This is a genomic window from Haloarcula sp. KBTZ06 (assembly GCF_048595605.1).
In the GTDB taxonomy this organism is placed as follows: domain Archaea; phylum Halobacteriota; class Halobacteria; order Halobacteriales; family Haloarculaceae; genus Haloarcula; species Haloarcula hispanica.
Genome location: NZ_CP184337.1, coordinates 2,446,934 through 2,471,748, shown reverse-complemented (window position 1 = coordinate 2,471,748; position 24,815 = coordinate 2,446,934). Strand labels below are relative to the sequence as shown.

General features: G+C 65.0%; 26 protein-coding genes. 15 read left to right on the top strand and 11 right to left on the bottom strand.

Going from position 1 to position 24,815, the window contains the following annotated elements; genetic code table 11:
• Positions 1-21: 21 nt before the first annotated feature.
• Together ACNO8S_RS12850 and ACNO8S_RS12845 are read left to right on the top strand one after the other, a co-directional pair.
• Positions 22-408, top strand: coding sequence for a rhodanese-like domain-containing protein (locus tag ACNO8S_RS12850; RefSeq protein ID WP_420182039.1), 387 nt, complete (start codon positions 22-24; stop codon positions 406-408).
• Positions 409-751: 343 nt separating this feature from the next.
• On the top strand, positions 752-1,537 hold the full coding sequence (locus tag ACNO8S_RS12845) for a DUF7260 family protein (RefSeq protein WP_064288714.1): 786 nt from the start codon (positions 752-754) through the stop codon (positions 1,535-1,537).
• Between the two features lie 42 nt (positions 1,538-1,579).
• Here the strand turns inward: ACNO8S_RS12845 and ACNO8S_RS12840 are convergent, their stop codons facing one another.
• Entirely contained in the window at positions 1,580-2,584 is a 1,005-nt protein-coding gene (locus tag ACNO8S_RS12840) for a phosphate uptake regulator PhoU (RefSeq protein ID WP_014041303.1), read from the bottom strand.
• Between the two features lie 330 nt (positions 2,585-2,914).
• On the opposite strand from ACNO8S_RS12840, the gene ACNO8S_RS12835 reads away from it, so the two are divergent.
• The 7 genes from ACNO8S_RS12835 to thiE are packed head-to-tail and all read left to right on the top strand — an operon-like array spanning position 2,915 to position 11,255.
• Complete coding sequence (locus ACNO8S_RS12835; RefSeq protein ID WP_014041302.1) at positions 2,915-4,066, top strand: substrate-binding domain-containing protein; 1,152 nt, start codon at positions 2,915-2,917, stop codon at positions 4,064-4,066.
• A 59-nt stretch (positions 4,067-4,125) separates the two neighbouring features.
• A complete protein-coding gene (gene pstC / locus ACNO8S_RS12830) occupies positions 4,126-5,247 on the top strand; it encodes a phosphate ABC transporter permease subunit PstC (protein WP_050037077.1) in 1,122 nt (373 codons plus the stop codon).
• Positions 5,244-7,898 carry a phosphate ABC transporter permease PstA gene (gene pstA, locus ACNO8S_RS12825; protein ID WP_420182038.1) on the top strand — a complete coding sequence of 885 codons (2,655 nt, stop codon included), beginning with the start codon at positions 5,244-5,246 and terminating at the stop codon, positions 7,896-7,898. Before pstC ends, pstA begins: the two co-directional genes overlap by 4 nt.
• Entirely contained in the window at positions 7,891-8,832 is a 942-nt protein-coding gene (gene pstB / locus ACNO8S_RS12820; RefSeq protein ID WP_014041299.1) for a phosphate ABC transporter ATP-binding protein PstB, read from the top strand. The genes pstA and pstB overlap by 8 nt, the downstream gene beginning before the upstream one ends.
• Before the next feature lie 3 nt (positions 8,833-8,835).
• Complete coding sequence (gene phoU / locus ACNO8S_RS12815; RefSeq protein WP_050037074.1) at positions 8,836-9,513, top strand: phosphate signaling complex protein PhoU; 678 nt, start codon at positions 8,836-8,838, stop codon at positions 9,511-9,513.
• 2 nt (positions 9,514-9,515) lie between these two features.
• Positions 9,516-10,577, top strand: a complete 1,062-nt coding sequence (locus ACNO8S_RS12810; RefSeq protein ID WP_014041297.1) for a phosphate uptake regulator PhoU — start codon at positions 9,516-9,518, stop codon at positions 10,575-10,577.
• 42 nt (positions 10,578-10,619) lie between these two features.
• On the top strand, positions 10,620-11,255 hold the full coding sequence (gene thiE / locus ACNO8S_RS12805; RefSeq protein ID WP_420182037.1) for a thiamine phosphate synthase: 636 nt from the start codon (positions 10,620-10,622) through the stop codon (positions 11,253-11,255).
• An 84-nt stretch (positions 11,256-11,339) separates the two neighbouring features.
• Here the strand turns inward: thiE and ACNO8S_RS12800 are convergent, their stop codons facing one another.
• Positions 11,340-11,636, bottom strand: coding sequence for a hypothetical protein (locus ACNO8S_RS12800; protein WP_044952033.1), 297 nt, complete (start codon positions 11,634-11,636; stop codon positions 11,340-11,342).
• A gap of 106 nt (positions 11,637-11,742) precedes the next feature.
• Positions 11,743-11,997 (bottom strand): glutaredoxin family protein, encoded by a 255-nt coding sequence (locus ACNO8S_RS12795; RefSeq protein ID WP_050007255.1) that lies wholly within the window; start codon positions 11,995-11,997, stop codon positions 11,743-11,745.
• Between the two features lie 85 nt (positions 11,998-12,082).
• Between ACNO8S_RS12795 and ACNO8S_RS12790 the strand changes: the two genes are divergently transcribed.
• From ACNO8S_RS12790 to ACNO8S_RS12780, 3 genes are all read left to right on the top strand, one after another.
• A complete protein-coding gene (locus tag ACNO8S_RS12790; RefSeq protein WP_420182036.1) occupies positions 12,083-13,024 on the top strand; it encodes an oxidoreductase in 942 nt (313 codons plus the stop codon).
• Between the two features lie 83 nt (positions 13,025-13,107).
• Positions 13,108-14,184, top strand: coding sequence for a hemolysin family protein (locus ACNO8S_RS12785; protein WP_420182035.1), 1,077 nt, complete (start codon positions 13,108-13,110; stop codon positions 14,182-14,184).
• 39 nt (positions 14,185-14,223) lie between these two features.
• Positions 14,224-15,009 carry a hypothetical protein gene (locus ACNO8S_RS12780; RefSeq protein WP_129755602.1) on the top strand — a complete coding sequence of 262 codons (786 nt, stop codon included), beginning with the start codon at positions 14,224-14,226 and terminating at the stop codon, positions 15,007-15,009.
• 5 nt (positions 15,010-15,014) lie between these two features.
• Here the strand turns inward: ACNO8S_RS12780 and ACNO8S_RS12775 are convergent, their stop codons facing one another.
• Together ACNO8S_RS12775 and ACNO8S_RS12770 are read right to left on the bottom strand one after the other, a co-directional pair.
• On the bottom strand, positions 15,015-15,317 hold the full coding sequence (locus ACNO8S_RS12775) for a cupin domain-containing protein (protein WP_014041290.1): 303 nt from the start codon (positions 15,315-15,317) through the stop codon (positions 15,015-15,017).
• A 57-nt stretch (positions 15,318-15,374) separates the two neighbouring features.
• Positions 15,375-16,607, bottom strand: a complete 1,233-nt coding sequence (locus tag ACNO8S_RS12770) for a hypothetical protein (protein ID WP_050037069.1) — start codon at positions 16,605-16,607, stop codon at positions 15,375-15,377.
• A 154-nt stretch (positions 16,608-16,761) separates the two neighbouring features.
• Between ACNO8S_RS12770 and ACNO8S_RS12765 the strand changes: the two genes are divergently transcribed.
• Positions 16,762-16,941: a ribbon-helix-helix protein, CopG family gene (locus ACNO8S_RS12765; protein WP_050037068.1), complete on the top strand. Its 180-nt coding sequence runs from the start codon at positions 16,762-16,764 to the stop codon at positions 16,939-16,941.
• A 28-nt stretch (positions 16,942-16,969) separates the two neighbouring features.
• On the opposite strand, the gene ACNO8S_RS12760 is transcribed toward ACNO8S_RS12765, so the two are convergent.
• The 3 genes from ACNO8S_RS12760 to ACNO8S_RS12750 all read right to left on the bottom strand — a co-directional run bounded on the left by ACNO8S_RS12760 (position 16,970) and on the right by ACNO8S_RS12750 (position 19,932).
• Complete coding sequence (locus tag ACNO8S_RS12760) at positions 16,970-18,205, bottom strand: MBL fold metallo-hydrolase (protein WP_191449409.1); 1,236 nt, start codon at positions 18,203-18,205, stop codon at positions 16,970-16,972.
• 413 nt (positions 18,206-18,618) lie between these two features.
• Positions 18,619-18,924 (bottom strand): hypothetical protein, encoded by a 306-nt coding sequence (locus ACNO8S_RS12755; protein ID WP_008307932.1) that lies wholly within the window; start codon positions 18,922-18,924, stop codon positions 18,619-18,621.
• A 147-nt stretch (positions 18,925-19,071) separates the two neighbouring features.
• Complete coding sequence (locus ACNO8S_RS12750) at positions 19,072-19,932, bottom strand: sulfurtransferase (RefSeq protein WP_014041285.1); 861 nt, start codon at positions 19,930-19,932, stop codon at positions 19,072-19,074.
• A 263-nt stretch (positions 19,933-20,195) separates the two neighbouring features.
• Here ACNO8S_RS12750 and ACNO8S_RS12745 point away from each other — a divergent pair, with 263 nt between their 5' ends.
• Positions 20,196-20,996 (top strand): sulfurtransferase, encoded by an 801-nt coding sequence (locus ACNO8S_RS12745; RefSeq protein ID WP_420182034.1) that lies wholly within the window; start codon positions 20,196-20,198, stop codon positions 20,994-20,996.
• A 20-nt stretch (positions 20,997-21,016) separates the two neighbouring features.
• Here the strand turns inward: ACNO8S_RS12745 and ACNO8S_RS12740 are convergent, their stop codons facing one another.
• Both ACNO8S_RS12740 and ACNO8S_RS12735 read right to left on the bottom strand, forming a co-directional pair.
• Entirely contained in the window at positions 21,017-22,021 is a 1,005-nt protein-coding gene (locus tag ACNO8S_RS12740) for an AI-2E family transporter (protein WP_014041283.1), read from the bottom strand.
• A gap of 64 nt (positions 22,022-22,085) precedes the next feature.
• The gene (locus ACNO8S_RS12735; protein ID WP_151103804.1) at positions 22,086-23,168 is read right to left on the bottom strand and encodes a geranylgeranyl reductase family protein; all 1,083 of its coding nucleotides are present in this window, start codon (positions 23,166-23,168) and stop codon (positions 22,086-22,088) included.
• 199 nt (positions 23,169-23,367) lie between these two features.
• Here ACNO8S_RS12735 and ACNO8S_RS12730 point away from each other — a divergent pair, with 199 nt between their 5' ends.
• The gene (locus tag ACNO8S_RS12730) at positions 23,368-23,754 is read left to right on the top strand and encodes a hypothetical protein (RefSeq protein WP_064288728.1); all 387 of its coding nucleotides are present in this window, start codon (positions 23,368-23,370) and stop codon (positions 23,752-23,754) included.
• A 42-nt stretch (positions 23,755-23,796) separates the two neighbouring features.
• Here ACNO8S_RS12730 and ACNO8S_RS12725 read toward each other — a convergent pair whose 3' ends face one another.
• Positions 23,797-24,771, bottom strand: coding sequence for a hypothetical protein (locus ACNO8S_RS12725; RefSeq protein WP_420182033.1), 975 nt, complete (start codon positions 24,769-24,771; stop codon positions 23,797-23,799).
• Positions 24,772-24,815: the final 44 nt, after the last annotated feature.

Genomic DNA, 24,815 nt, shown 5'->3' with positions numbered 1-24,815 from the left:
ATCGCCCGCTAGCGGCTGGATATGGACGGCGAAATCGACACCGACGAGCTGCGGTCGAAACTCGACGAGGAGGCGGTCCGGGTAGTCGATATCCGCTCGCCCGGCGCGTTCGAGCGGGGCCATATTCCCGGAAGCGAGAACGTCCCGTTCCCGTCGCTCGTCGACGAGGTCGAACGGTTCGAAGGCGACGACGAAGTCGTGACAGTGTGTCCGAAAGGAAAGTCAAGCGTGCAGGCCGCCCGACTCATCGCATCGTACGAAGGGTTCGATGGCGACGTGGTAAGCTTCGAACCCGGGCTGAACGGCTGGGAGGGGCAGCTGGAGCGCGAGAACGCTGGCGGAGAGACAATGTCGGACAGTGCGACTGCCGACGGAGACACCGACGAAGGTCCTGCTGCACCGTTTTAGCCGCTGTTTGGAGTCGAAATGGTGGCTCAGGAAAAGTCCATCGTCACAAGGGGCTCAGCGGGGGTAACATCTCGTCATCGCCACCGTTGAGCCGTACTTGCCCGTGTGGCAAAAGTGCATCCGTTGACGACGACGCGAACGGACGATCTGACAGCATGGGTGCCCGGTATGATCTCCTCGCGTCCTGCTATTCCCGAAACCACTGGAACAAGAGTGGTCGCGCGGCCTGCTGAGCCTGTCCCGGACTACCCGTTGGCCGTTCAGCGGTAGCGGTACTGTCGACTATATAGCGAACATATAAAATACCTATACGACGACAGCTGACGGTTCGGTCGAGTACTCCGTGTCTGACACTGAGACGAGCCAGCCACAGATCGAGCAGGCGCTCGCCGTCGTTCAGCGGGAGATCGACTGTATCGAGGCTGAACTGTCGGCCTTCAGGCGCTTTCGGACCAGACTCGTGTCCATCGAACCGACGGGACAATCCGCAGGCACCGTCGACACCTCAGCCGGGGGGATGTCGGTGCTCAGTGCCCGGCAGCTGAAACCCGATACGAGTCTGCGTGCCGTCCAGGAAGCTTACCGAGAGACAGTCATGGCTGTACCGCACTTCGAGGCCGAGTACGACGATTCGCTGGAGGCGAATATGTCGATGGAGTTCGGGCCGGAACTCGGCACGCAGATCGCGACAGGAACACGCCTGCCCCCGCAATTGTACGAGGCGCTGCTGACCGCGAGCGAGGGGGCACGCGACGAACGCGAGACGTTGCTCCCGGCGCTCGAACGCGAACGGGAGTCGTTACAGTCGGTGCGGGCGACGCTCGACGACTGTGAACGCCGCGGGGCCGCACTCGGTGCGAACGCACGGCGAACGACCGACCCAGCCCGACTCGACACTATCGATGACCAGCTCGCCGAAATCGAAGCCGACTGCGAGACGGCGGCAGCGGCCCGCCAGCGACAGCTACACAGCCGGTCGGCCGCTGCCATCTCGGGCATCGACGGGACCAGTCTCGTCCGGTATCTCTACGGCGACTGTTCGGCGACGTGTCCGGCGCTCGCCGACATCCTCGCGTGCCTCGATACGATCAGGCGGCACCGCCGTCACTGTCTGGTTTCGACACGCTGAGATCACAGAACGGCTGTCCGTCGTTCCCTGTAATGACGACCCTCAGGACTGCGGTCGTGGTGCGGCCTTCTGGAGCGCGCTCTCGGCGATGTTGCCGCCGTAGTCGGCGGTCCGGGACAGGGAGTCGACGATGAGGCCCAGTACCTGTGCGCTCTGTGGGTCGAACTCGCGGATCTGCCCGTCGACTTCGCGAGCGGTTCCGTCGACGTCGGGGATCTGGCTCCGGGCCTCGTTTGCCAGTTCGACGGCCTCGTCGGAGTCCTCGGTCAACAGTGCGTCCATCGCGGTCTCGGGGACGGCGATAGCCTCGGCTTCCAGCTGATCGAGCAGTTCTGCGGTTTCCCCAGTTATTTCCCCGATTTCCTGGGAGAGGCTGGCGATCTTGGTTGCGTGGTCGGCGATACGCTCCAGTTGACGGGCGCTTGACTGGAAATCGAACACGGTCTCGCGTGGGAACCCGATCTCGTCAGCTGTCGTCGGGTTTCGGAGGACGGTGCGAAACACGCGCGAAACCATGTACCAGAGGCGGTCCACGTCGTCGTCGCGTTGCATCACGTCCGCCGCGAGGTCGTCGTCGTCCTCGATGAGCGCCTCGACAGCGTCGGAGAGCATCGTCAGCGAGACCAGCCGCATTCGTGTGATCGCGTTGTGGACCGACAGCTCCGAGGAGTCCAGCAGGTCCTGCAGGACAACCCGGTCAGTCGTCTCTTCGATCATCTCTAAACCGACCAGTCCCTGGGTCGCATCGCGGATGATCCGACGCTGTTCGGCCGTTATCCGCGTTGCTTCGAGCTGGATGATGTCGAAGCCGCTGACGTACATCGTCATCACCGCCCGCGTGAGTTCGTGCCTGTTTTCGAGTCCCTCCACGTCAAGCGTGCCCTCCACGCGGCCGTTGTCCCGCTGTGGAGCGAGCAACAGCAGGTCCCGTTCGGCGTGGAATTCGACGACGCTGCCCGCGCTCACGTCGTTTTCTGTCGCCCACTCTTTGGGGAGGGAGACGGTGTATGTCGACCCGCCTGTCACCTGGACCTTGCGTGTCTCCATGTGGCTGGCACTCGTTCACGGGATGATATAAATCCACTCATATCTATATACTATATCCAAGCTCTAATATTTGGGGACATATTCTCCGGATGACCGTCGCTCCGGCGACGATATTCGCCGGTAACGGTGATTCAAACGGCTGAAAAAGCTATATTCACCGCTCGTTCATATACGGTGTATTCGGGATGCTGAAGGCACAATGGCGACGTGATTGCTGATATATGCCCGCCTATTTGCGGGTGTTTAACATACTATGTCTATATAGTAATAATCCAATAGATATAGCTATCTTAGCAGGTTACTTATTACCTGTCTCACTGGACTCTGGTGATGGCGCACGATCCAGACGGGCTGTCAGAGTTCGTATCGCGGCGGAAATTCATCGCAACGACGGGTGCGACCAGCATTGCTGCAATCGCCGGCTGTTCCAGCGGCAGCGGCGACTCCGAGTCGGACGGGGGCGCCGGCGAGAGTGCGGACACCGAAGCGGTGTCGACGGAGATGGAAGCGACCGAAAGCACCGACGAGGGCGGTAGCTCCGGCGGTACCAGCGCACTCGAATCCGGCGGCTCCTCGACGGTGTACCCCATCGCGAACACGGCGGCCTCTTACTGGAACGCCAACCGGCCGGCCAGCGACACCGAGTACTGGCCCCACGGCGAGTACGACATCGACACGGACCAGAATCTCGCCGACTACTGGGCGGGGCTCTACGGGTTCGAGGCCGGCGGCGAGGACGGCCCGCCGTTCCAGTTCACGGTCGGTCTTTCCCACTCCGGGACCGGCGTCGAGAAGGTCATGAACGGCCAGAACGACATCGGCAACTCTTCCGGGAACGTCGAGGACGAACTCCCCGACCGTGACTCCTACGAACAGTTCGTCGACCACGTCGTCGGCGTGGACGGCCAGCCGCTGGTCGTCTCCCAGGAGATCGCCGACGCCGGTGTCGAACAGGTCACCGGTGATCAACTCAAGGGCCTCTACAAGGGCGAAATCACCAACTGGAGCGAACTCGGCGGCCCGGACCGCGAGATTCAGGTGCTCGGCCGCGTCAAGGGCTCCGGGACGCGAACGTCGTTCGTCTCCAACGTCTTCGGCAACCCCGAAGAAGACACCTCTGTTGCCAACCGCTACGGCCAGAACCAGCGCCTCGCCCAGGCCATCGCACAGGCCGACAACGCTATCAGCTACCTCGCGCTGGCGTTCATCGACACCGACGGGCTGGCCCCCATCGCGCTGGAATGGGAAGGGACGACCTACAGCTACCAGGACGACCAGAACGGCCTAGACTCGAAGGCCTACCCCCTCTCGCGCGACCTCCACATGTACACATGGGAAGGCACCTCGAAGAAAGAGGCCGCGGTCATCAACATGATCCTATCTGACTTCGGTCAGGACACCTTCGTCGCGCCGAACAACTACTTCAAGCTCGGCTCGCGCCGCCGCGAGGAAGAGCGCGCCAAGCTCCCCGATCAGGTGTAATCGACCGCGGTTCGAGTCGATCTGACGATTATCGGCCGTGTCGGTCGATTTTCCATACTATGACAGAGGACATACCTACGACGGAGGGCGAGGCGGTGTCGAACGGGGACAGAGCTGACGGGTCGACGCTCGCCGTCGTCACGATAGCGACGACGCTGGTGGCGACGATTCTCGTCTTCCTGTTTCGGCCCGCTCTTGCGTTGCCCATGCTACTGGCGTTCGTGTTCGTCACGGCGGTCGGCTGGGTCACCTATCAGGCCGAGGTTGCACGCCTGCTCACGCTGGTCGCGACGATCCTCACCGTGCTGACCGTCGCGTTCATCACGTTCTTCCTGTTCGCGAGCGCGCTGCCGGCGTTTCTCGAACACGGGACCGGACTGCTACTGATTCCGGAGCAGGGCGGGGAGGCCCGCTGGTTCTTCTGGCTCGAAACCGTCCTGCCGTCGGATTCGACGTTCTGGAACCCGCTCAGCGGGGCTTACTCGCTGATACCGATGATCTGGGCGACGGTGGTCGTCACCGTCATCGCAGGCGCGGTGGCGGGGCCGCTCGGCCTGTTCGGCGCACTGTTTATCGCCGAGGTCGCCAGCGACCGCCTGCGGGAGATAATCAAGCCCGGCGTCGAGATCCTGGCCGGCATCCCCTCCATCGTCTACGGGTTCATCGGCTTCCAGGTGCTGAACGGCTTCATCCAGACGAACTTCCTCGACGACGGGGCGAGCTTCCTCATCGCTGGCATCGTCGTGGGCGTGATGGCGCTGCCGACGGTCGTCTCCGTCGGCGAGGACGCCCTCTCTAGCGTCCCACAGTCGATGGGCGACGGCTCCGTCGCCATGGGCGCGACCGAGTGGCAGACGATGAAGAGCATCTCTATCCCGGCGGCGTTCTCGGGCATCTCCGCGGCCGTCATCCTCGGCCTGGGCCGGGCCATCGGGGAGACGATGGCCGTCGCCGCGATCATGGCCTCGGGGACCCAGTTCGCCGACCCGCTGTTCGACGTGTTCGACGCCAACGCGACGCTGACCAGCCTGATCGCGACCCAGTACGGGAGCGCCTCCGAAAGCACTGTCGACGTGCTGTTCGTCGCCGGCGTCATGCTGTTCGTCATCGTCGCCGGGATGAGCATCGTCTCGCAGTACATTGAGCGACGTATGCAGCGGAAACTGAAGGGGCAACAATGAGTGACGCCTACGCGACCACGGACCGACTCGTCAGTGCGGATTCGAACAGCTACGACCGGGGGCTCGATACGGCGATCGCGCTGAGCGTCGTCGGCTTCACGCTCGGACTCATCACGCTGGTGAATCTGGTCCCGCCCGGTGCCAGTGGCAGTGCCCTCACCACGGCGCTCGGGACGCTACTTGCTGTCGTCGTCGGCGCGGTCGGGATCACCGGCCTCGCCTCCTACACCAACGTCGTCCCGGTCACCTCACAGCGAGTGCGCGGCATCGGGCTGGGCCTCGTCGTTTCGACGCTTGCGCTGACCGCGCTTGCCGCGGTCCTTCCCGTGACGATGGCGACGCTGCTTGGAACCGTGTTGCTGGCCGAAGCGCTGGCGATCACTGCCGCTGGTGTCTCCTCCCGGCTTGAACTCGTGGACACGGAGCCAAACATGAGTGCTGGGCTGCTCTCCGGCAGTGCGCTCGGCGCAATCGGCCTTGCTATGGGAGCCGCCGCCGGCGGTGCGCTTGCTGGTGCCGGCTCACTCCTGTGGCTCGTCGGGGCCGTCGTCGCCGGCGTCGGGCTGTTCCTGCTGGCGATTCTCCCCCGCGAGGACCTCGGTTCGACGCTCCCGACAGCCATCGTGGTCGGCGCGCTCGGGCTGACAATCGTAACCGGCACCATCGGCGTCGGCTGGCAGTGGAACCCCCAGACGCTCTCCGGTGGCTTCACCGGCGGCGCGGTCATCCCCGTGTTCCTCCTCGTCGGGACGCTCCTGTCAGCCTGGTCGGCCGCCAAGTGCCGGGCCGGGTTCGGCGCTCGGGGCCGCGAGTACGGAGCCTTCCTCGTCATCAACCTCAACGCCTTCCTGATGGTGGCCGTGATGGCGACAATCGTCGTGTTCGTGACGCTCAAGGGCGTCGGCTACGCCGTCCACGGACTTTCGGTCGGTGCGCTGACCGCCCTGGTCCTCCTGACGCCAGCCCTCCTCGCCGCCGTCCAGTTCGCTCGCACACCCGCGGGAACGAGTGACTGGAACGACGGCGCTCGACAGCTGTTCCGGGTCCTCCCGCTGGCGGCAGTCGGCGCGCTCGCCGCAACGTTCGTGAGTGTACTCGTCACCGGGTCCCCGCTGCGCTACTCCTACGCCTATATCGTCCAGGTCAACCGACAGGGACAGCCGCTCGATACGGCACTCGCGGTGACCCCCGACACGACGGTCGGACCGCTACTGCTGCTCGCACCAGCGGTGCTGCTCGCAGTCACCTTCTTCCGGTCGTTCGGCTCGCTCCGAAACGTCGGGACGCAGTCCGAACGTGCCGGTTCGATTCGACAAGCCGTCCCGACTGCGATCCTCGCGCTCGTCGTACTCATCGGCTTCTTCCTGGTTCTCGGCCCGGCTCCGTTCGGTCTCTCCCTCGGTGAGACGCTCGGATTCGCTGCTGTCGTCGCCGGAGCAGTCGCCGCGGGCGGCCTCGCCGTCTCCCCGCTCGTCGGCGTGCTCACGAGCGACGGACCGACGCTGGCGGACAGCGCACAGCGCGAGGCCCCGCTGTTCACGCTGGGGGTCTTCGGCGGGCTCGGACTGTTGCTTGCCGCGCTGTTGCTCCAGCCCGTCGCCGGCATCAATCCGCGGGTCGGCCCGGTGAACCTCGTGCCCGCGGTCGCGTTCGGGGCCGCCGTCGCCTCGCTCGTACTGGCGACGCTCACGACTGTCGCAAAGCGGTCCAGCGAGGAGACGATCACCCGCCGGTTGCTCACCGAGGAGACGCGACTCGGCCTCATCGGCGCGGCCGGCTTTACCGCCCTAGTGGGTCTCCACGTCGCCGCTACCGGCGTCTCGTTCACCGTGCTCGGCGTCGCTGTCTCGAACGAGGGGAGCCTCTCGTGGCCGATGGTGATGGAGGCCTACATCCCGCTTGGGGCCGAACCCGGCGGGATCATGCCCGCAATCGTCGGCACGGTGTGGCTGGTCGTCGGGGCGACGCTGTTCGCCGTCCCGCTGGGAGTCGGTGCGGCGGTGTTCCTCACCGAGTACGCCGAGCAGGGCGAGTTCACTGCGGTCGTCGAAATCGCGACGAACGCGCTCTGGAGCACGCCGAGTATCGTCTTCGGTCTGTTCGGGGCGGCGTTCCTGATTCCGCGGCTGGGTGGCGACGAGTCGCTGCTGGCCGGAATGCTGGTGCTCGGGTTCATGCTCCTGCCGCTGGTGCTCATCACCTCGCGTGAAGCCATCAAATCCGTCCCCGACGAGTACCGGGACGCCAGCGCGGCCCTGGGTGTGACCCAGTGGGAAACGATCAAGAGCGTCGTCCTGCCGGCGGCGATGCCCGGCGTCATCACGGGCGTCATCCTCGGCGTCGGCCGCATCGCCGGCGAGACCGCCCCGCTCATTCTCGTACTGGGGTCGACGCTGAACGCGACAGAAAGTGTCGACGTCATCGACGGCTTCCGCTTCGTCTCGGGGCCGCCGTTCATCGCCAACGACGCCCTGCTGACGGCCTCGGCGTCACTGCCGACGCAGGTGTGGGCCGTCATCGCGGCCGGGGTGTCGGGGTCGCCACAGATGGGATGGGCGACCGCGTTCATCCTGCTGATGGTCGTCCTGACGTTCTACGCGGTCGGTATCACGGCGCGGACGTACTTCCGGAGGAAACTCAACTATGAGTGATAGCATCAACACGGAGCCGAGCACGGACACGCAAACGAACGGCGAGCAGACGGTCACAGCCACCTCGCCGAGCACCGAAACGACGGCCGGTGAGAGCGAGGAGCAGGTCCGCGAGGAGTGGCGGCAGTACGAGTTCGACGGCGATACGAAGCTCTCGGTCGAGAACCTCGACGTCTGGTACGGCGACGACCACGCGCTGAAAGACGTCTCGATGGAGATCCCGGAAAACAGCGTCACGGCACTCATCGGCCCGTCAGGCTGTGGCAAGTCGACGTATCTACGATGTCTGAACCGCATGAACGACCGCATCAAGGCCGCCCGCATTGATGGTTCGGTCGAACTGGAGGGCACCGAAATCTACGACCCCAACGCCAACCTCGTCGAACTCCGCAAACGTATCGGGATGGTGTTCCAGTCGCCGAACCCGTTCCCGAAATCCATCCGGGAGAACATCTCCTACGGCCCGCGCAAGCACGGCGAGATCAACAAGGGCCTGCTCGCGCGCCTGTTCGGGCGTGACGACACCGAAAAGGAGGGTGAACTCGTCGAACGCTCGCTGAAGCAGGCCGCCCTGTGGGACGAGGTCAGTGACCGCCTCGACGACAACGCCCTCGGCCTCTCGGGCGGCCAGCAACAGCGGCTCTGTATCGCCCGCTGTCTGGCCGTCGACCCCGAGGTCATCCTGATGGACGAGCCGGCGTCGGCGCTCGACCCAATCGCCACGTCGAAAATCGAGGACCTCGTCGAGGAGCTGTCGAAGGACTACACGGTCGTCATCGTCACCCACAACATGCAGCAGGCGGCCCGCATCTCCGACCAGACCGCCGTGTTCCTCACTGGCGGCGAACTCGTGGAGTACGACGACACGGACAAGATCTTCGAGAACCCCGAGAGCCAGCGCGTCGAGGACTACATCACCGGCAAGTTCGGGTGACCTATGTCACGAGAGTCGTACCAGCAAGCACTGGACGAACTCCGGGAGAACGTCGTCGAGATGGGAGACCTCGTCGTTGAGCGACTCGAAGCCGCACTCACTGCGCTTCGGTCCGTCGACGAGGACCTGGCACAGTCGGTCATCGATGGCGACGACGAAATAAACGACCTGTATCTGGCACTCGAAGCCGACTGTATCGACCTCTTCGCCCTCCAGCAGCCGGTCGCGACCGACCTCCGCTTTGTCGCCGCCTCGTTCAAGATAATCACTGACCTCGAACGCGTCGCGGACCTCGCCACGAACCTCGCGGCCTACGCGCAGTCCGCCGACCGCCGTCTCGCCCCGGAAGTCGACGTCGACACAATCGGCCGCGAGGCAACCGAGATGGTCGAGCGCAGTATCGACGCGTACAGACGCGAAGACATTGACGAATGTCGTTCCATCGCGGCTGACGACGACGCCCTCGATGCGCTCTGTCAGCGGGCCAGTGAGACCGTCGCACGGGACCTCATCGAACGGGAGGCGGACAGTGACGACGGCTGGGCGGTCGAACAACTCCTTGACGACGTCTCTCGGCTCTTGTTGACCGTGCGGGACCTCGAACGCGTGGGCGACCACGCTGTCAACATCGCCGCACGCACGCTGTATATGGTCGAAACCGACTCGGAACTCATCTACTAAGCATGGAAACACGAAAGATACAGACCGTCGGTGGCGGCACGTACACCGTTTCACTGCCGAAAGAGTGGGCCGAATCGGAGAACTGCACGGCCGGGACGACGGTGAACCTCCACACACACATCGACGGCCTGCTGGTGATTCAGACCCCCGAGTCCCAGACGACGGCGCGGAACCGCGTCGAACTCGAAGCCGGGACCGACGACCCGGCCGAGATAGAACAGTTACTCCGGGCAGCCTACGCCGCCGGCGTCGAATCAGTCGTCCTCGAAGTCCCTGATGGCTACACCGACGAACAACTCCGGGCCATCGAACGTGTCACTCGGAACCTGACCGGCGTGACCGTCGCCGAGGAAACCGAGACACAAGTCACGGCCCAGACGTTGCTCGACGCCGGCGAGGTGTCGGTCAGGCAGTCGGTCCGCCAGCTCCAGTTCGTCGCCCTGTCGATGCACCGGGATGCGATGGCCGCGCTCACGACCGGGACGACCAGCGACCGATGGGCCGACCGAGACGAGCAGGCCGACCGGCTGCACGCCATGATCGACCGCTACTTCGAGCGGGGACTGGCACGGCTCGACGAAATCGACGCGCTCGGGCTGACCCGCCCCGAACTGTTCAGCCTCTGGGCGACCGCCAACGAACTCGAACGCGTGGCCGACCACGCCGAGCGAATCGGGACCGTCGCCGACCAGCTCGACGGCCAGCCAGGGCGGACCATCGTCACAGCCCTCGAAGGTATCGCTCAGGAGGTCCGAACCGTCGTCGAAGACGCTGTCCGCGTCATCATCGGTGACGCCTGCGTCGCTACCGCTCGACAGACGCTGGCCACGCGCCGGGCCGTCCGCCAGCGGATAACCGACCTCGACCGACAGCTGTTCGAATCCGGCGACGCCGACTACCGGCTCACGCGCGCCCTCGATAGTCTCTCCAGAACGGCTGAACACGGCGGCAACATCGCCGAGTTCGGCCTCCGAATGGCCGTCCGTGACGGGGCGCTCACGGCTGACAACGCCGGCACTGACGAGGCAAACGCACCGAGTTCGACAGCCGAAACGGAGTCCTGACGAACGCACAGCACACAAGACCCGTCGGTCCGGAGACCCGCTATGGTCGACTGGGACGTGTACCTCGTCACGCAGGCGTCGCTCTCGGCGGGCCGGACAACCGCCGACATCGTCGCGGACGCGATTGACGGCGGCGTCGGCGTCGTCCAGCTCCGCGAGAAGGACCGAACCGCGCGCGAACGCTACGAACTCGGTCGGGAACTGCGAGCGCTGACCCGCGAGGCCGGCGTCACGTTCGTCGTTAACGACCGCGTGGACATCGCACAGGCCCTCGACGCCGACGGGGTCCACCTCGGCGACGACGACCTTCCGGTTCCCGTTGCACGGGAACTTCTGGGTGAGGACGCGCTCATCGGCCGCTCCGTTTCGACTGTCGAAGACGCCGAAGCGGCCGCGGCCGCCGGCGCGGACTACCTCGGCGTCGGCGCAGTGTTTGCCACCGGATCGAAAGACGACATCGACGACGACGAGTACGCCATCGGCACCGACCGCGTCGCCGCCATCGCCGACGCAGTGGACATTCCCTTCGTCGGTATCGGCGGAATCACGGCCGAGAACGCCACCGAGGTCGTCGAAGCCGGGGCCGATGGTGTGGCTGTTATCACCGAAATTACGCAGGCCGACGACCCGGCGGCGGCCGCTGAAGCGCTGAAACACGCGGTCGAACGCGGTCAGTAGCACCGGCGTCCGTCGGCGACTGTGCGCACACTCCTGAAGTGGCCCAGCGAAAGGGGAGGATACACTCCCGACACAGTACAGCGGTCAGCCAACGATGAACTCGGGTGCAACGATGGACGCAACGACGAGACTGAGGAACACAAGAATCGCGACGGAGCGGAGGATACCGGCCGCTTGGTGTCGGCTCTTCGGAAGCGCTTCCGCAGTGCCGGCTAATCCGGTCCCGATTACCATGGCGAGCAACCAAGCAGCCGGGGTTCCTTCGACGACCCAGCCGTAGAGATACAGGCCGGCGAAGATGAGTGCACCGGCAGCGTGGACGAGTGTAATGGGGCGTCCGGACGGCTCAGTAAAGATTCTCTCGCTGATACTGGAGGGCATCGCCGACGTATTCTCCTCGAGAAATAATAAACAGCACTGGTACTTGCCCAATAGCGCCGACCCGGTCCCGACAGCGAACGGCTCTGGTGGGTCCGATGCCCTGCGGTTACGCCGACTGCTGCAGTTTCTCGCGCAACTCTCCCTCGACGACGTGGTACTTGAACGCCGGCGACCCGTCGACGAAGACGTATGGAACGCGCTCGCCGTACTCATCGCGGAGGTCGGGGTCCTCGTCGACGTCGATGAGGTCCAGTTCGATGGCGACCCCCTCGTCGTCGGCGACCCGCTCGATTGTCTCGATGGCCTCTTCACAGAGATGACAGTCCTCCCGCGTGTAGACGGTGACCGGCACGTCGCTCATTACTGGAAACACGGGGGCGACGGCATAAGACTCTCACTCTCTTGCCGGCGATGGGTTTCAGTGTCTCGCGCCCGTATCTGCGTCAATGACAGGCTGGACTATCGAAGACATGCCCCCGCTGACGGACCGAACTGTGGTCGTGACTGGTGCAAACAGCGGGCTGGGTCTCGAAGGCTCGAAAGCGTTCGCTCGCAGGGGTGCAACGGTGGTGATGGCCTGCCGGAGCGTCGAACGCGGTGAATCGGCCGCCACGGAAATTCGCGAAGCCGTTCCGAACGCGACGCTCGACATCCGGGAGTGCGACCTGGCCGACCTGTCGAACGGCGCGGCGTTCGCCGACGGCCTCCGGGACGACTACGACGCTATCGACATCCTCTGTAACAACGCCGGTGTCATGGCGATTCCCCGGAGCGAGACGGCCGACGGCTTCGAGACGCAGTTCGGCGTCAACCACCTGGGCCATTTCGCCCTGACCGGACACCTGCTCGACCTGCTCAGGGCCGCCGACGGCGAATCCCGGATCGTCACGCAGTCCAGCGGTGCACACGAGATGGGCGAAATCGACTTCGACGACCTCCAGCGCGAGCGCTCCTACGGGAAGTGGTCAGCCTACGGCCAGAGCAAGCTCGCAAACCTCCTCTTCGCCTACGAACTCCAGCGCCGTCTGGGCAACCACGGCTGGGACGACGTGCTAAGCGTCGCCTGCCACCCCGGCTACGCCAACACGGACCTCCAGTTCCGCGGGCCGCGGGAGATGGGGTCGACGCTGCGAACCGCGGCCATGGGCGTCGCCAACGCCGTTTTCGCGCAATCTGCCGAACAGGGCGCGCTCCCGATGCTGTACGCCGCCACCGCCGACGACGTCATCGGCGGCGAGTACGTCGGTCCCGGCGGGCTGTTCGATATGCGCGGCGCGCCAGAGTTCCAGCAGTCGAACGCGGCCTCGCGCGACGAGGAGACCGCCGAGCGGCTCTGGGCGGTCTCGACCGACCTCACTGGCGTCGAGTACGACTTCGAGAGCGTCTGAGAACAGCCGACGGTGCTGCCGCGGCGTGAGTGGAGACTACAATCCCCACTTTTTCACCGCCGGAACGTGAACCCCGCCGGCACATGCAACCAGTCGAAGTCGCGGTCAGGCTGCTTGCAGGAATCGCCCTGATTCTCGCCAACGGCTTTTTCGTCGCCATCGAGTTCGCACTGACGCGGGCCAGACAGTACGACGAGTCCGAGTTCGACGAACCCGGCCTCCGGCGTGCCTGGGAGATGACCGACGACCTGGAGATCTATCTGACGAGCTGTCAGGTCGGCATCACCGCCTCCAGTATCGCCGTCGGTATCATCGCCGAACCGGCGCTCGCGGCCATCTTCGAGCCGTACTTCGAGACATCGGCACTGGCCGGAGTCGGCATCGGCGGCGCTATCGCGTTCCTCCTCATCAACCTCGTCCACCTGACCCACGGCGAGCAGACGCCGACGTATCTCGGCGTCGAGCGCGCGAAGTTCGTCTGCCGGTACGGTGCGACCCCGCTGTACTACTTTGCCAGACTCATCTCGCCGATTATTTCGGTCGGTGACGGGGTCGCCAAGTGGACGCTGGGACTGTTCGGCGTCGAGATGTCCGGCGCGTGGCTCGAAGCCGAGGTCGAGAGCATCGAGTCCCGAGCCGAACTACGCAACGAACTCGGCTCCGTCCTCGACCGCGGCGACGTACCCGACGAGCGGCGCGAGGAGGTTCTCTCCGCGTTCCGCGTCGGCGACCGCGAAGTCAGCGAGGTGATGGTTCCGCGGGAGGATATCGTTGCGCTGTCGCCCACCGACGACGACGCGACCAACGCCGAGCGGATTGCCGAGACGCCCCACACCCGCTACCCGCTCGTCGGCGAGACGCTCGAAGACTTCCTCGGCATCGTCTACATCCCCGCGCTCGTCGACGAGCGCGAGGAGCAGGACGGGTCGGGCGGTCTGCTGGACGGCATCGACCTCGAAGCCGTCGCCTCGCCGCCGATGACGATGTCGCCGGACACGACTGTTAGCGACGCTATCGACCAGTTCCAGGCCGAGCGCCAGGAACTCGCGTTCGTCCTTGAGGACGGCGAAGCCATCGGGCTGGTGACGGTCACGGACCTGCTCGAAGAGGTCGTCGGCGACATTCAGGACCCGATGGACGCCGAGGCCGGCGTCGCCTGACGCTGAAAGCATTTACCGGTCGCCCAGAAATCGGCGACTGTGCCCTCCCGCAGGACCGTTCTTGGAACCATCGCCTGTACGCTCGTGACCGGCTGTTCCGGACTCGGCGACGACTCCTCGACGGAAGAAGCCACGGCGACAGCGACGCCAACCCCGGTAGTGTTGTCACCGATCGACGCCGCAGCAGTGCCCGAAACGGCGACTGTCGGTGTCTTTTCCGAGACGACCGATGCACTCAAAACAGCCATCCGTGACCCCTCGGCAGACGTGACAGCCCACGAGTGGGCGCATGTGTTTCACGAGTTCGGCTGTTTCGCGTTCGACGGCGAGACGTACGCAGTCGCGGAGCGAACGACCGGATTCGGCGGCTACATCAACAAATACAGCGTGAGCGAAGTCGACGGCCCCGGGAACGAGTCGGCGGTTCGCGTGGCCGACCTCCCGGACAGTGACCGGCGCGACGCCATCGACGCGATAGACTCGGGCGAGCACCGCTACGACTCCGATGTGGGCGGCTTCGACCCGAACAGCTCGGTGTACGTCCACAACGGCTCGTACTACGTGTTCTCGCTTGCAGTCCACGGCGACAAGCCGGCCGAAGTCACGTATGCAGTCGAGGCGACGGATAGTGCCCGGTGTGTGACACTCGAACCGCTGTCGCTCGCCGACGCGCAGGCTGAGGCGCTCGACACGGCCCTCCGGCCGGATGAGGCGGCGACTATCACTGGTGAGGCAGCCCGCGCGCTTATCGCATCGGACGTGCCCTTCGTCCTTCGGGACGGCACCTGCTACGAACTGTCTCCGGTCGACGACACCGAGTCCTGAGACGGCTATCGCGGCGGCGTGTAGAAGTTGACCGTCTCCAGTGGCTCGTCCCCGTCGTTTTCGAGACCGTGGCGTTCGCCGGCCTCGATGCGGACGAGGTCGCTGGCGTCGACCCGGTGGGCGTCGTCGTCGATGGTGACGACGCCGGTACCGCTGACCACGAACAGCCACTGGTCGCTGTGCTCGTGATAGTTTTCCGGGCCGCCGACGGACCGACCCGGCTCGACAGTCATCTCCGCGGCCTGTGCCTCGTCGGTCTCCATTGCGACCTCGAAGTAGCGGTCGAAATCGAGATGTGCCTGCTCCATACGTTTCGGTCCGTCTGCACCGTAGAGCCGCTTTCGGGAACAGAGGACGTCAGGCACTCAATCACCGCTGGTGAGTCGCCCGACCCGCCCGGTGAGTCGGGCCGCGAGACCCTCGAAGTGGGCGGTGCTCCAGCCCGCGACGACGAGTGCGCCGACCGTATTGAACACGAGGTCGTTCACGATGTCGCTCGTCCCGTACTGGGCGAGGACCGCCTCGCCGCCGATAATCGACGCGATGCCGCCGCTGGCAAATTCCAGGATCTCCCAGCCGACGCCCACCGCGAGGACGAACAGAACGACGAAGGTCGCGCGGAACTTCCTGTTGAAAGCAACCGCCCCGGAGTGGCGTTCGACTGCTCGTGCGACCGCGTATCCCACGCCGGCCACGAGCGATGCCGAGACGGCGTGGGCCAGACTGTCGTACCAGCCAAACGCTCCGTACAGTTCGAACGCGCCGGCCGCGTGCAGCGTCGACGCCACTGTGATCCACAGGACGAGGCCGGTGTCCATCGCGTAGCCGTACTCCCGGCGGAACAGCGCCGGCAGGAACGTTATCGCCAGTGGGCCGCCGCTGTTGACGAACAGCGTCACGTTGCCACGAACGAGTGCGAATGCGGATATCAGACCGAGGAGCGCCTGTAGCGTCCGGACAGCGATGCGGTGGTGCGTGCCGTTTCCAGGAAGGGACGCTTCCGACTGGTCACCTTCCGGGGGATCCGGGTCCGAGACGCGCAGTCGAGCGATGCGTGCTGACCGCTCGAAGTACAGTTCGAACACGACGCCGGCGACGACACCGGCACCCGCCGCAGTGACGAGATCCCACATCAACTCTGTCTGTCCATCGAGAAACGTGGTTCCCAGTAGCGTGTCGGTCGCGTAGATACCGACCGCCCAGACGCCGGCAACGGCCATCGTCACGATGACGACGAACACCGTCGCGAACCGCGGCGTCATCGTCAGTGAGGTGCCCGCATCGAGCACGACGGCCAGCAACAGCGCGACCCCGGCGACCACGAGGAACGGCGTGACCTGCGGGAAGCCGCCGAACGCCCGGACGAGTACCGGCACCGCGACCAGTCCGAGCAACTCCGCGGGCACCGTCGTTTCGAGGTCCCGCGTGGCGAACGGAACTGTGACCGCGATAGCCACGAGGAGTGCCGTGAGCACTGCCCAATCGAATTCGCCACCGGCCGCGAACCGTCCGACGCCACCCACGAGAATTCCCGTTACCGCCCACGCGCCGAGCGCGTCGAGCCGGTGGGGGCCGATGAGAGACTGTAGCGAGCCCATCACTGACTGTGGATACGACGCGAGTCGTAATCAAAGCATGGCGGTCTCCTGACACCCTTCTGGAACTCTCCGCCTTCGCGGCCGCTGTCACGCGACTGACCGACGGTTGTCTGACGAGGATATATTTCTCTGGCCGTCCAACTCCCCGTAATCAATGGACGAAGCGTTTCTGGACCTCGAATCGATTGAGGTCGAACTGGACGAGGAGTTGCTCGACGCGATTGACGACAAAGCGTTCGCCGACCACCGCGACAACCGGGACGCCGCAATCCGCGACCTGCTCGACGAGTGGTTGAAGCAGCGTGCCACCGGAGACGCAGACGAGAGTGACTGAACGTGGCCGAGGTCGCCTGCGTAACCGCCTACTGGATATCGACGGTCGCGCCTAGCTCGGGCGCTGTCGCGTCATAGCCGTCCTGCCGGAGCGTGGCTGCGAAAGCCTCACAGCGGTCGCCGTGGTTCACGAGTACCGGCGTGTCACGGTAGCTGTCGAGGTACGCAAACAACCCGTCGCGGTCGGCGTGTGCCGAAAAGTCGTACTGCTCGACGCGCGCGCTGACCGGCATAATCCGACCGTCTATCTCGGCGCTGCCGGTCTCTATGAGGTCTCGGCCCGGCGTCCCCTCGACCTGATACCCGGTCATGGTGATCTTGTTCATCGGATTCCCGCGGATTTCGGGGATGTACGTCATCGCCGGGCCGCCGGAGAGCATCCCGCTGGTGGTGACGATGGCCGCCTTCTGGTCGGTAATGCGCTTTCGCTGGCCGTCCTTCCCAGTGACGAACCGGGCGTGGGATTTCGCCCGCTGGAGCGCGTCCGCGTCGCGGACGAACTCGGGGTACTGCCCGAGCATCTCGGTCACCTGTTTGCCCATCCCGTCCACGTAACAGGGGATGTCGTGCGCTTCGCAGATGAGCAGCATCTCCTGGGTTCGGCCGATGGCGAAAGCAGGCACGACGACGGTCCCGCCTTCCCAGAGCGTCGTTTCGACGCTCTCGACGAACCGCTCCTCGACTGTCTCCCTGGGTTCGTGGTCGACATCGGCGTAGGTGCTCTCACAGATAATCGCGTCCGCGTCGGGGCGTGCCGTCGTCCCCGAGACGAGGCGCTGGTCGTCGGTGTGGAAATCACCCGTGTACAGCAGTCGGGTGTCGCCATCGTCGACGAGGACGTGTGCGCTCCCCGGGATGTGGCCGGCGTTGTAGAACGTGACTTCGTAGCCGGCGGCCTCGAACGACTCGCGGTAGCCGTGGGTCTCTGACACCTGTGTGACCCGTCTGACGTTGGTCTCGGTGAACGGACAGTTGACGGTCCCGCCGTGGAGTTTGAGCGTGTCCCGTGCGAGCGTCATCGCCAGTTCGTACGTCGGCGGCGTCCAGTGAATCGGCGGCCGCGCGTCGCCCGACACCAGCGCCGGGATGGTCCCGACGTGGTCGAGGTGGCCGTGCGAGACGACGACGGCGTCCGGCGACGGCGTCCGCACCGGAAACCGTGGCGGTGAGTCGGTCAACATTCCGAAATCCAGCAGCAGCGACTCGTCGATGAGGACGGCGCTCCGGCCGATCTCACCCGCCCCGCCGAGAAACTGCACATCCATTATACCGACGGAAGCGTCGCGCCCGTTTCCGTTCGTCGGTTCTGACCGAATCGTGCCATCAACCGCCGGGAAGGCGGAATATCTATGAACCGGAACACGACGATATCCGGGTTCTTAGGGGCTATGAACTGTCAAGGGAGTCTTTCCGGTTGTGGTATTGTGTAAAGATAACACGTCGGCTGGGCAGTGTTATCACGCTAGCATAAACAATTATTATACTCGGGGCTCATTGTTCAGTTGTCATGGCGACACGCCAGCAACCCCCGACGACGTACCACACGTGCAGTTGCGGTGAGGAGTTCGACACGACGGAGGAACTCCTCGAACACGCACGAGAGGCACACGGGCTTAGCGTACACTGACTGGCGTCGCGCCGTTTTTCCCATCCACGCAGAAACACCGACAGCGACAGATCAGGACGTCTTGTCGATGTCCTGTCGCACGCTGAACCGCGCGTAGCCGCCGTGTGAGAGGTCAAGCGCACCCAGCCACCAGTTCCACCGCTCGGCGAGTTGATAGTCCTCGGGCGCGTCCGCGAGGTTGTCGACGACATCCCCCACCGTCAGCTCCGCCCCGAAGTCGGTCACGAACTGGTCCGATTCCGAGAGGTCCCGCGCCTGTCTGGCCACGACCGTGACGATATCGGGGTCGGCGTCGAAGGCGTCGCGGAGTTCCCGTTCGAGTTCCTTTCGGTCCACATTCGGGTGTACGACCCGCATCTGACTTGAATGTACGGTTGGGCACACCGCTGTATTTCGGCGTCGGGAGATAGCCGTTCGGAACGGCCGCCACCGTCTCGGCGACGCTACCGGCTCCGAACAACGCTACAAAAATTCGAAAGTCGGTCTCCGATTTTGCGCTGTCGCTTACTCAGCCTCGCCCTTCTCGATAGGCGCACCAACCAGATTGCCCCATTCGGTCCAGGAGCCGTCGTAGTTGATGGTGTCGTCGTAGCCCAGCAGTTCGTGCAGGGCGAACCAGGCGACGGAGGAGCGCTCACCGATGCGGCAGTAGGCGACCGTCGTGGAGTCGCCGTCGATGCCGTACTCGGCGTAGAGCTCTTCGAGCTCGTCGTAGTCCTTGAAGGTGCCGTCGTCGTTGGTGACGGCCGCCCAGGAGATGTTCTGGGCACCGGGTACGTGGCCGCCGCGCTGGGCGGTCTCCTGGAGTCCAGGGGGTGCGAGGATTTCGCCGGAGAACTCTTCGGGCGAGCGAACGTCGACGAGCGGCAGTTCACGCTCGATGGCGTTCTCGACGTCCTCTCGGTAGGCGCGGATGGACTCGCGCGGACCGGCGGCCTCGTAGTCGACTTCGGAGAACTCGGGCACTTCGTCGGTGAGTTCGTAGTCGTTCTCGACCCAGTACTCGCGACCGCCGTCGAGGAGCTTCACGTCGTCGTGACCGTAGTACTTGAACTGCCAGTATGTGTAGGCGGCGAACCAGTTGGAGTTGTCACCGTAGAGCACAACCGTCGAGTCCTCGCTGATGCCGTGGGCACCGAGCAGGTCCTCGAAGTCGTCCTTGTCGAGGATGTCCCGCGTGGTCTGGTCCTGGAGGTCCGTCTCCCAGTTGAAGCCGATTGCGCCGGGTGCGTGGCTCTCGTCGTACAGTTCCGTGTCGACGTCCACCTCTACCAGTCGGTGGGCGGGGTCGTCGCTCTGGAACTCGTCCAGATGCTCGCTGACCCAGTCGGCCGAGACGAGCACGTCGTTAGCGTAGTCAGTCATAGTGCGTCGAAGCGTAAGTCTACCAGACATATATTACCACGACTTTCGGCATGTTCGGCCACTCATCCACCCTGGCGGCATATATTACCCCTATTTGGAGGTGCCGAAAGACGGCGTTCCAGCGGTGGAGGGAATAAGGGCCATGGAGTACCATGTCCGGGACGGCTCGCTCTGTTCTCCCGTGAGAACGAGCAATATTTGCAACCACCTTCGACCGACTGCGATGGGAGTTTTCAAGCGGACAGAGCGGTAACGCCACGACAATGACTGATTTCGTCTCTGCGGAGTGGGTGGCGAGCCAGGGCGAGGGTATCCGAATCGTCGACGTGCGCGACGCCTGGGAATACGACGGCCTCGGCCACCTCCCGAATGCGGTGAGCGTGCCCTTCGATTCGTTCCGGGCAGACGAACACGGCGCGGAGTCCGACGCCGACGCTGGCGAAGGGATGCTCCCCGACGAGGACGACTGGGCACAGTTGCTCTCGGGGGCCGGCATCACGCCGGAGAGCGAAATCGTCGCGTACGACGACCACCACGGCGTCTTCGCCGCGCGGTTTCTGGTCACCGCAGAACTGTTCGGCCACGACCCCGCCCGGCTCCATCTCCTCGACGGCGACTTCTCCAGTTGGCAACTCGAACGGGAAACGTCGAGCGAGACGCCGGCTGTCGAGCCGACCGACTACGAGCTGACTCGTCCCGACGCGACGCCGCTGGTCGGTCCGGACGCGGTCGCTGACGCCGCGGACGACCCTGACGCGGTGCTGGTCGACACACGCGAGGACGGGGAGTACGACGAGGGCCACATCCCGGGTGCGGTCCTGCTGGACTGGCGGGCCCTCGTCGACGACGAGACGCGGGGACTGCTTCCGCAAGACGAAGCGCGATCTGTTCTCGAACGTGCAGGTATCGTCCCCGAGAAACGTATCGTCCTCTACTGTAACACCGCTCGGCGAATCAGCCACACGTACGTCGCTCTCCGGCATCTCGGCTTCGAGCAGGTGGATTTCTACGAAGGGAGCCTGACCGAATGGGAGGCACAGGGGCGGCCGCTGGAGACGAACTAACTGTTATACCGACTGCTGGCTCAGCTCAGTTGCTGCTGGTCTCCCTGCCGCTCGTTCGTCAACAGCGACGACAGTTCGACCAATAGCGCAATGACGACTGGCCCGGCGATAAAGCCGATGACGCCCAGCGTCAACACGCCGCCGGTGAACCCGACGAAGTAGAGGCTGGCCGGGAGGCCGGTCGTGTAGCGGGCGAGTTTCGGCCTGATGACCGCGTCGGGGAGGAAGCCGACGAAGACGAGGCCGAACACGGTCACCAGTATCGCGCCGGTGATGTTTCCGTTGATGAGGTCCGCGACAGCGATGGTAAGGACGACGACGCTGGGGCCGATGACGGGGACGAACTGCAGGATGCCGGCGACCACCGCCAGCGCGAACGCGCCCTGATAGCCCAGCAGCCAGAACACGACCCACGCCACGACGAAGGTCCCGAACGCCGTCGCCGCCTGGAGAACGTAAATCGCGTACAGCGTCCCCCGGAGTCGCTGATGGAGTCGGTTGACGACCTCGTGATACGACGCCGGCACCGTCCGATAGGCGGCCTTTTTGGGCGCCTGTGGCCGCCACAGCATCGCGTAGACGAGAATCGTAAACAGGACGGCTTTCAGCGCCAGGACGGGCGATTCTGCCGCGAGGTCGACTGCGAAATCCGTGAGTATCCGTCGCGCTGATAGCAACGTCGGCGCGATCTCGACCGGGTAGCTAAACCCGCCGACATCGATGGTCACCATCGGTGGGAGTTGCTGGAAGAACGAAAACAGGTCACGACGGCGGAGATACAGCACGGCCCCGAGCGGGACGACGATGAGTGTGCCGCTGACGAAGGCGATACCAGTCGTCACGGCCGCCGACAGTCGCTTGTTGAGCCCGTGGCGCCCGAGCCACTTCGAGACGGGGAACAGGACGTATGCGACTGTGATTGCGAAGAATATCGTCGATAGCACTCGCGCGAGAAGGACTGTCGTCAGACAGCCGGTGAGAACGAGCAGGCCCGCGAGGACGTAGGTTCGTCGGCGTGTTACCACGCCCGACCTTTTCTATCGGTCGGTAAAAACGTTATCTGCACACGCCAGGCGAGTAACAGGTCCGTTAGGACCGGGAGAACAGCGCCGCCAACTGCTCCCGTGAGAACAGCGTCGTCGGCCGGTCCATGTGGACGCCGATCTCGCCCTCGAAGGCCTTCATCCCGGCTTTCTGTATCGGCTCCGGCGCGGAGTAGCCGGCCCGAACCGCGTGGCCCAGGCGGATCTCCTGCCGGAGGTCGTCGCGCCACGCACGCTCGTACTCGCCCAGCGTCGCCGGGTCCTCCGGGTCGATTTCCCGGGCCGCGTGGTCGGCCGCGGTCATGCCGTAGCGGATACCGCCGCCGGTGAAGGGTTTGGTCTGGGCGGCGGCGTCGCCGACGAGGAACGACCGCCGGCCGGTGACCCGCTTCGGCGGGCCGATGGGGATAAGTCCGGAACAGCGGTGGTCGGTTTCGACGCCGTAGCCGTCGACGAATGCCTCGAAGCGGCCGCGAGCGTCGTCGCCCGGCGGCACAGCCAGCCCGTACTCGACGCCGGCCTCGCCCCGCGGGATGCGCCAGGCGAAAAAGCGCGGGACTGTGAGGTGAACGTCGACGAAGTCGGTGTGGTCCACCTCGTCGCTGAACCCGAGCACGCCGTGCAGCAGTTCGTCGGGCTCCGGCAGGTCCAGTTCCCGCCGGACGCGGCTCTTCGGGCCGTCACAGCCGGCAACCATTTTCGCTCGGTGCGCCTCGACGCCGTCGTCGCCGCGGACCTCCACGGTGACGCCGTCCCTGTCCTCGGTGACCCCGACGACGGAGTGTGCTTCTCGAACGTCCGCACCGGCGTCGCGGGCCAACCCTGCGAGGTGCTTGTCCAGGCCGACGCGGTCGATGACGTTCGAGATGACCTCATCCTTGTAGAATGGGTGGTCTTGGCTCCCGGGGCCGCCGGTGTGGAACCGCGCGCCGGAGATCTCGTTTTGGAACAGTTCGTCGCGGGCGTCCTCGGTGAACTCCCAGATATCTGTACTCACATGGCCCGAGCAGGCCAGCGGCTTGCCGATCTCCCCCTGTTCGAACACCACCACGTCGAGCCCCCGGCTCGCCGCCTGACGCGCGTACCGGGACCCAGCCGGACCCGCGCCGACCACCACAACATCGTGCATACACGTTCTCTCGGTGTCACGAACCAAATAGCTTCTCGATTCAGACGGACTGTTGTACCTGTTTTCGGGACGACCGCTGGGTTAGCTATCCGTCGCAGGGACCCGAGAATGGGCCTGTTGCTCGGCCAACCGCCGAAACGGCCGTCGCGTCACCAGCCGAAGCAGGGCGTATTTGTCGGTGTAGCCCCTGTCACCGCCCATGGCAGAGTACCAGCCCGGCGTCTGCAACATCGGGGCGAACCAGCGCCGTGCCCGCCGACTGTCGGCCATTGCTTCGTTTGCAGTCGCCATCGGTATCGCCCTCGCCGCCACCCTCGGCGCGATACCCGACCTGTCGCTGTGGGCGACCGTCCCCTTCGTCTTCGGCGGGTACGTCGGCGCGCTGCAGGATTACTTCCGGTTCTGCGTCGCCTTCGGGGCACTCGCCCGCTACGACCTCTCCGGGTCGGGCGGGGAAAGCGGGCGCGTCGACGCAAGCGAGGCTGTTCGCGCCGACCGGCGAAAAGCGGCGAAGATTCTCCTGCTCGCGACCGTTGCGACGGCCGTGACGAGTGGTTTCGGTGCCGTTTTGCTCCGACTGGCGTAGCTGCGGACGGACTCTGATGCCGGCCACTTGCTCGGCCGCCCCTCACACGACGGCCAGTCCGCTCGGGACCTGGTCGTACTCGACCGGCCAGCCCACGCCGTCGGGACCCTCCCGAGTCCACGTCTCCCCGAGCTTTGACTGGAACAGGCCGTGGTTCGTCAGCGCGAGGAAGCCGTCGTCCGGGTCGGCGGTGAGAATCGGCCGGGCCAGTCCCGCCGGCCCCGGTAGACCGTCCATCGACTGTCTCCACCGGTCGCCGTCCCACCGGTAGACGTAGCTCTCGCCGCTGGTGCTGTGGGCCGACCGGGGGCCGCTGGCGGCCGAGACGACGATGCAGTCCGGATCGTCAGGATGGACGGCTAGCCCCCACACGTACCGATGTTCTAATCCTTCCTGCGGGTGGGTCCATGTCTCGCCGCGGTCGGTCGACAGCGCGTAGCCGTCGCCGGCGGCGGTGTACACCCGGTCCGGGGCATCGGGATGAGTCGCCAGCGTGTGGTTGTCCCGCCGCGCGCCCTCGGGGTGGTCGACCCACCTCCCACCGCCGTCGGGACTGCGGACGAACGCGCCGGCCTCGATGGCGGCGTACACCTGTTCCGGGTCGTCCGGTGCGAGGGCGATCCACCGGACATGGTGGGTGTCGGGCCGCGGCGGGAACGACCACCGCGAAGCCGAGTCCAGTTCCGTCAGCCCGGGTTTCTCAGTCCACGTCTCTCCACCGTCGGTCGACTGATAGACCGCGCTCGGCTCCGTTCCGGCCCACACCACGTCGGCATCGTGTGGGCTGACTGTGACGCTCGTCACGCGGTCCCCGGCGTCAAGGGCCGACTCCCACGTCGCTCCGCCATCGGTCGTCCGCTGGAGACCAGCGTCTACGGTGCCCACGAAGGCACGGTCCGGTTCCGCCGCTCCTGCAGCGACGCACTCGATGTCGTGACCGATGAGGCCGTCGTCCCAGCCGCTGTGGCCGTCGCCGACGAGGATACGGTCACCGAGCGCGGCGTAGGCGGTGTGCATGACCGACTGTACGACGCCCGAGCCAAGAACACTGGCGGTGTCAG